Below are 6,690 nucleotides of genomic sequence, written 5' to 3'. Positions count from 1 at the left end.
GTTCAAACTAGGGGCTATTTAATCGCGGCGCGAGATTTGTAACCTAGTGGGCTAAGTAAAAACCGAGCAAAGCTTCCGCGTCCTGCTCACGCCCCTTACCTACATCCATGTAGGCAACAAAGAGTAAGTAGTCCCTAGGAAGAACCCTTTGGGCAGCGCCTGTTTGGCATTAATGCTACGTTATCGCCCATTTATGGGGAATAACCACACTATATAGGCTCTGCCTTGCCTAAATACCAAACAGACTGCTGCAAATTTAACCTTGAAAGAACAACAGACCCTTATTGTTTAATTAAATAATTACTGTTAGTTTAGTTTCAAATTTACGAGTAGTACTTTTGGATTGGCAAATGGAGTTTTTAAGCAAAAATAAATACACGCTTTATGGAGTTGCTGCAATATTACTGTGGAGTTGCTTAGTGGCATTACTACGGGATATTTCTGAGTTGTTTAGCCCCATTGGTGGTGCTGCGGCTATGTACTCTGTCAGTGCGATATTTTTAATTTTGGTTATGGGAGTGCCCAAGTTTAGTGGGTTTTCAAGACGCTACCTGGTAATAGGTACTTTGTTATTTGTAGCGTACGAAATTTGCTTGGCGCTTTCTATTGGTATGGCAAATAGTCGTCATCAGGCAATGGAAATGGCGGTTATTAATTATTTATGGCCCACGCTGACTATACTGCTCTCTATTATTATTGGCCGTAAAAAAGTAAGTTACTGGGTTTACCCAAGCATGATTATTGCTTTTTTAGGCGTTGCTTGGTGTATTACGGGCGATCAAGAAATGTCACTCGATACGCTTGTGACTAACTTTTCTGATAATCCTGCTACTTATTTAATGGCATTAGCTGCAGCGTTTATATGGGCTATTTATTGCGTAGTAACGCAAAAGCTGAGTAATGGTAAAAATGCCATTACGTTATTTTTTACTGTTACGGCAATGAGTTTGTGGGCGCAATATGGTTTTAGTAATGAAGCGCCATTAACGTTTTCGCTCAGCTCAAGCATAACATTGCTATTAGCTGGTGTAGTCGTGGGGAGCGGTTATGCACTGTGGAATCAAGCTATTATTGGCGGTAACTTAATGCTTTTGGGAACGCTTTCGTACTTTACACCGGTGTTTTCTACTATTATTTCGGCGTTGTATTTATCTATTACGCTGAGTGCTTCGTTTTGGCAGGGGGTTGTGCTGGTAACAGTGGGCTCGCTAATTTGTTACTTTGTAACGCGAGAAAAGCCTAAACAACCTCAAATAGCGCCTGCAACATAAGACTAATTTTATTAAATATAAGCCCTATTATTTTAGGGCTTTTTGTTGCGTGCAGATTATTTTGCATTATTTACCTGCGCTAGTAACTCTATAACTTTTTGTTGACCAAATGTTTGTGCAAATTGCTCTGCTGTTTGACCGGCTTTGTTTTGATGCGCGTTGTCGCAATCAAGTGATACGAGTGTTTTAGCGATACTAAATTCACCTCTAAAAATAGCGGCCATTAGCGCTGTGTTGCCACGGTTATCTTCTAGACAGGCATTAGCGCCTAAGTGTAAAAGTGTATTAACCGTGTTTTTATTACCATGGTAAGTAGCAATCATTAACGCGGTGTAGCCTTTATTGTTGTAGCTGTCGATAGGAATACCGGCATCTACAAACTGCTCTATTACAGCTGTGTCGTTTGTGCGTGCTGCGGCAAAGTAATAAGCAAATAAGCTATCGTATTGAGTTTTTGCAGAATGTTGGCTTTCAACTTGCGTACTGGGTGTTTGTGTATCTGATGTATTTTGAGCGTAAACGCTACTGGTAAAGCTCAGAAATAGAGCGACTATAATTAATAAATTACGCATAACAATTGTCTCTTATAAAAGAGGAAGGGGTTTATTCCTTCCTCATGGTTGTGGTTTAAATAGCTATTTAGTTGGGACTAATTGCTTTTAACTAGTTGCTTATAAGTTAGCGGCTAGTTGTTTAACCATTTTAAGGTCGCCGTTTACAGCTTTAGTTAAGCGTGTACCGTACTCGCTATCAGCTTTGTAAAAGTGACTAAGCATTTTGTGTTTGACACTGCTGTTTTGCACTTTGCCTAAATCGCCTGCTAGGTTATTAATTAGGTTTGTACGTTCTTGCTTGCTAAAACCACGGTATATAACACCTGCTTGCGCGAAGTTTTGCTGCTTTTTAATCGCGGCTTGTTGTACAAAGCCTTTTAGCTCTGTGTTACTTCTACGTGCAATTGGGTTTTCAGCTACGTTTTCTTGGCTTGGCTGATAGTTCACATTGCTTGTTGTGTTACCAATATTCATTGCGCCGTCTTGGTTGTAGTTAACCACTTCAACTTTTGCACGGTTAATTGGCAATTGCTGGTGGTTAGCACCTAGGCGGTACATTTGTGTATCAGCGTAAGAAAACATACGACCTTGTAATAGTCTGTCTTCTGATGGCTCAATACCTGGAATAATGTTTGCCGGTGCCATTGCTACTTGTTCCGTAGATTGGAAGAAGTTAGTTGGCATACGGTTTAAGGTCATTGTTCCTACTTTAGTTTCTTTAATGTCTAACCACATTTTTGTTGCATCTAACGGGTTGTAATCAAAGTCATCAAGCTGCGACGGATCAAGTGTTTTAATGTATAGATCCCACTTAGGGAAGTTGCCTTTGCCAATTTCGCTGTAAAGGTCGCGTGTTAAGTGTTGGAAGTCTTGGCTTTGCACTTTAGCTACTTCTTTTGCGTCAAGGTTATCAATACCTTGTTGGCTTACCCAATGAAACTTAACGTATTTAACATCGCCCGATTTGTTAATCATTTTGTATGCATGTACACCCCAACCGTCCATTTTACGAAGACTTGCTGGTGTACCGTAGTCGCTGTAAACCCACGTTAGCATTTGTGTAGAACCTGGTTCGTGCGAGAAAAAATCGAATACACGGTTAGGATCTTGAATGTTATCAACCGGTGATGGCTTTAACGAGTGAACCATGTCTGGAAATTTAATCGCATCGCGAATAAAGAACACCGGTAAGTTGTTACCTACTAAATCCCAGTTACCTTGGTCTGTGTAAAACTTAGTTGCAAAGCCACGTGGGTCACGCAGTGTTTCTGGGCTGCCTTTTGAGTGAATTACCGATGAAAAACGAACAAATACGTCTGTTTCTTTACCAGCTTGTGCAAACGGTGCTGCAATTGTTAAATCATCTAGCTCTTTTGATGCTACAAACACACCGTGGGCGCCAGTACCACGAGCATGCACAACACGCTCAGGAATACGCTCACGTGCAAAGCGTTGCAGTTTTTGAATTAGTTGCACGTCTTCTAGTAATACACTGCCACGTTCGCCAGCAGTAATTGAATTTTGGTTGTCGCCAACAGCTGCGCCGTTATCTTTAGTAAGAGTTGTTGCTGCGCTTGCCGGTAATGCCATTGCAAGTGCCAGTGCAGTTAGTGTTAATTTTGTTTTGTTTATTTGAGTATTCATTGTCGACCTCATCTATTTAAAAGTGCCGGCAGTGGTGCAGGCTGTTAATCTGTTAACGATAGTATTAACTTTATTAACTTCGGTAAAACTGATTAATTAGATTGATGTGATTTGTAAAACAGATGAAATGAATTTGCAGATACACTTTTTACATTAATGTAATTTCTTTACTATGACCTTAGTCGCAATATGCTTTTATAAAATTTATTAAATACAAAGGTTTTTAGTTTTATCTGGCGGTATTTTCACCAAGCTGGTGCGTTTTATACTTACAGTGTGTTGACATATTCGCGCAATAAAGGGAATATGCTCAATCAGTGAGCTTATGCTCATTGATGAGTTGCACTAAAAAGTTGCACAATATTAATCGCGCTTAACTCGTTATATTTAAATTAGCTAAACCAAACAGTGTTAATAAGGTGACAAGATGAATACTAATATTGAGCTAGTGATATTTGATTGTGATGGCGTTGTTATTGATAGCGAAATTTTAAGCGCACAAGTACTCATTAATATGCTTGTTGAAAAAGGCGTTGAGATTGACCGCGCTTATGTACAGCAACACTTTTTAGGCTGCAACTTTAAAACAGTAAGCCAAAAAATAGCGGATGCATTTAATGTCACTCTTCCTGAAAGCTTTGAAGGTGACTACCGCGAGGCACTATTAAACGAATTTGAAACCGGACTAACCACGACTGACGGTATAAAAGACGTACTTAACAATTTAGCTGTGCCTATTTGTATTGCTACTAGCAGCAGCCCAGCACGCACCGCAAAAGCGTTGAGCGTAGTGAGTTTAAGTAAGTACTTTAGCGATACGGTTTTTACCAGCAGCGAAGTTAAGCGTGGTAAACCGGCGCCTGATTTATTTTTACATGCAGCTAAGCAAATGGGTGTAAAGCCAGAGCATTGCTTAGTAATTGAAGACAGTAAAGCCGGCGTAAATGCAGGGATTGACGCCAATATGCAAGTACTGCATTACAGCGGTGGGCAACATATGCAAGGCTCTGTTAATCATGTACACAGTGCTTACCCAAATGTTGATCATTTAACGCATTGGCAAGATTTTTTAAGTGCATACCCTGCACTTAAAAAGCAGTAAACACGCAGCTTTTTAAATAAACAAAGTTTTTAACGTGATTTGCTCGCCTTACACACTGACAGGCAAGCAAACGCAAAATATAAATGTAGATGGTTTTGCTTTACTAAAAATAAAACAAAACGTGGCAAAACATCATGCGTTTATAAGCCAAATTATAAAAGGCAAAGTATTTAGGTTCTATACCAATCTGCTTGAATATGGGGTTTATTTAACGATAAGAAAATTGCACTGTAACTAGGCAAAAATTTTTATATCTAGTTGTTCTAAATATAAAATTTTTAACGACGTTATGGGGTAATTTAACTCGTTAAATTATTCAAATAGTTATGCAGATTGGTATCAAATGCTTTGCTGTTAACAATAGGAAATACCATGGCAACGAGTCCACACACACAAACATTTAAAGATGTAAACGAAGAGCAACTTCCTGTTGCTAATAATAAGCTTCACGGCTGGAAGCATTTTGCAGGGCTATACGCCGGCGAACATGTTGCGGCTACTGAATTTGTTATTGGTGCAACGTTTGTTGCATTAGGCGCTTCAACCATCGACATTCTACTGGGTTTATTAATAGGTAACCTGTTAGCAATGTGTTCTTGGTGGCTGATTACTGCACCCATTGCAGTAGAAACCCGCTTAAGTTTATATAACTACTTAAACAAAATTGCTGGTAACTCTATGACCAAGCTCTATAACTGGGCTAACGTGGTTATTTTTAGTGTTATATCGGCCGCGATGATCACGGTATCCTCCACCGCCGTGCGGTTTTTGTTTGATATACCTGCGCAACTTGATTGGTATCCAAATAGCTTTTGGTTTGTAGCCATTGTTTTAGCTGTTGGCTCTATTGTTGTATTTGTTGCGATGTATGGCTTTTCTACGGTTGCTGACTTTTCAAAGCTGTGTGCGCCGTGGCTATTTGTTATATTTATTGCAGGCTCGTTCGCGTTATTTCCTGAGCTTTCAAATCACGTATTAGGTTCTACCTCTTTAACTAGCTTTAGCGACTTTATGACCATAGGCGACTCCTCTATATGGACGGGCACCAATGCCGATGGTGAAAAGGGCATTGGCCTATTAGAAGTGATTGGCTTTGCATGGGCTGCTAACTCAATAACTCACTTTGGTTTAATCGACATGGCTATTTTTAGATTTGCTAAACGCAAAAGCTATGGTTTGTTTTCAGGTGTGGGCATGTTTTTTGGTCATTACTTAGCGTGGATCTCTGCCGGTATTATGGGCGCAGGTGTTGCGGTATTACTTAAAACAACTATTTCATCACTTGATCCGGGCGATGTTGCATACCATGCATTAGGTTGGACTGGTTTTGTTATTGTAATTATTGCCGGTTGGACTACAGCTAACGCAAACCTTTACCGTGCAGGCCTTGCAGCACAATCTATATTTGTTAATCAATCACGTGAACGCACAACCGCTATTGTAGGTGTTGTAACCGTAATTATTGCGTGTTTCCCGTTTGTATTTTCTCAAATGCTTCCGCTACTTACATACGCAGGCTTATTAGTTGTACCAGTAGGCGGCATTGTGTTTGCTGAGCATGTGTTATTTCCTAAAATTGGCCTAACACGTTACTGGGCTAAATATAAAAATATTACCCGCAGCGTACCGGCTATAGCATCTTGGGCGTTAGCACTTGTGTTTGGCTTTGGCTTAAACGCAATTGATGTAATGTCGTTTTACTACTTGTTTATTCCTACATGGATTTTCACCATTGTTGTTTACACGCTTTTAGCTAAAAAATACGGCGCTGGTGACGATTACACACAAGAAATTGCAGCAGAAAAGCAAGAGCAACGTGATATTAAAGAATATCAAGCAGCTGAGGCTAAAGACATTCCAAAGCCAGTAATTGACAGCTCTGTATTTACAAAAGTACTTAACGCGGTTTCTACTGTTTCGTTGGTTATTATTTTTATATTTGCCAGCCAAGTGATGTTTTTCAGTGAAACTATGAGTATGTACAGCGCTAATAAATCGCAATTCGAAATAGCCTGTTTTATATGTACTGTTATTTATTTTGTTACTGCGTACTGGTCGTTAAAGCGCCATAAAGTACTCAATACAGCATCGTAATACAGTATCGTAATTTATATTTTAT

At 39.6% G+C, this 6,690-nt stretch carries 5 protein-coding genes; 3 read left to right on the top strand and 2 right to left on the bottom strand.

Features of this window, described 5'->3' with window-relative positions:
• Positions 1-350 precede the first annotated feature (350 nt).
• A complete protein-coding gene (yddG, locus tag H5115_RS02395) occupies positions 351-1,271 on the top strand; it encodes an aromatic amino acid DMT transporter YddG (protein ID WP_182753447.1) in 921 nt (306 codons plus the stop codon).
• A gap of 56 nt (positions 1,272-1,327) precedes the next feature.
• Here the strand turns inward: yddG and H5115_RS02390 are convergent, their stop codons facing one another.
• Both H5115_RS02390 and H5115_RS02385 read right to left on the bottom strand, forming a co-directional pair.
• On the bottom strand, positions 1,328-1,843 hold the full coding sequence (locus H5115_RS02390) for an ankyrin repeat domain-containing protein (RefSeq protein WP_182681507.1): 516 nt from the start codon (positions 1,841-1,843) through the stop codon (positions 1,328-1,330).
• Positions 1,844-1,942: 99 nt separating this feature from the next.
• The gene (locus H5115_RS02385) at positions 1,943-3,469 is read right to left on the bottom strand and encodes a catalase (RefSeq protein WP_039488381.1); all 1,527 of its coding nucleotides are present in this window, start codon (positions 3,467-3,469) and stop codon (positions 1,943-1,945) included.
• 427 nt (positions 3,470-3,896) lie between these two features.
• Here H5115_RS02385 and H5115_RS02380 point away from each other — a divergent pair, with 427 nt between their 5' ends.
• Entirely contained in the window at positions 3,897-4,571 is a 675-nt protein-coding gene (locus H5115_RS02380) for an HAD family phosphatase (protein ID WP_182673701.1), read from the top strand.
• 372 nt (positions 4,572-4,943) lie between these two features.
• On the top strand, positions 4,944-6,665 hold the full coding sequence (locus tag H5115_RS02375) for a cytosine permease (protein ID WP_004334683.1): 1,722 nt from the start codon (positions 4,944-4,946) through the stop codon (positions 6,663-6,665).
• Positions 6,666-6,690: the final 25 nt, after the last annotated feature.

The organism is Pseudoalteromonas sp. SR44-2, assembly GCF_014163745.1.
Taxonomy (GTDB): Bacteria; Pseudomonadota; Gammaproteobacteria; order Enterobacterales; family Alteromonadaceae; genus Pseudoalteromonas; species Pseudoalteromonas distincta.
The sequence above is the reverse complement of the archived record's forward strand: the minus strand, read 5'-3'. Positions and strand labels throughout refer to the sequence as shown.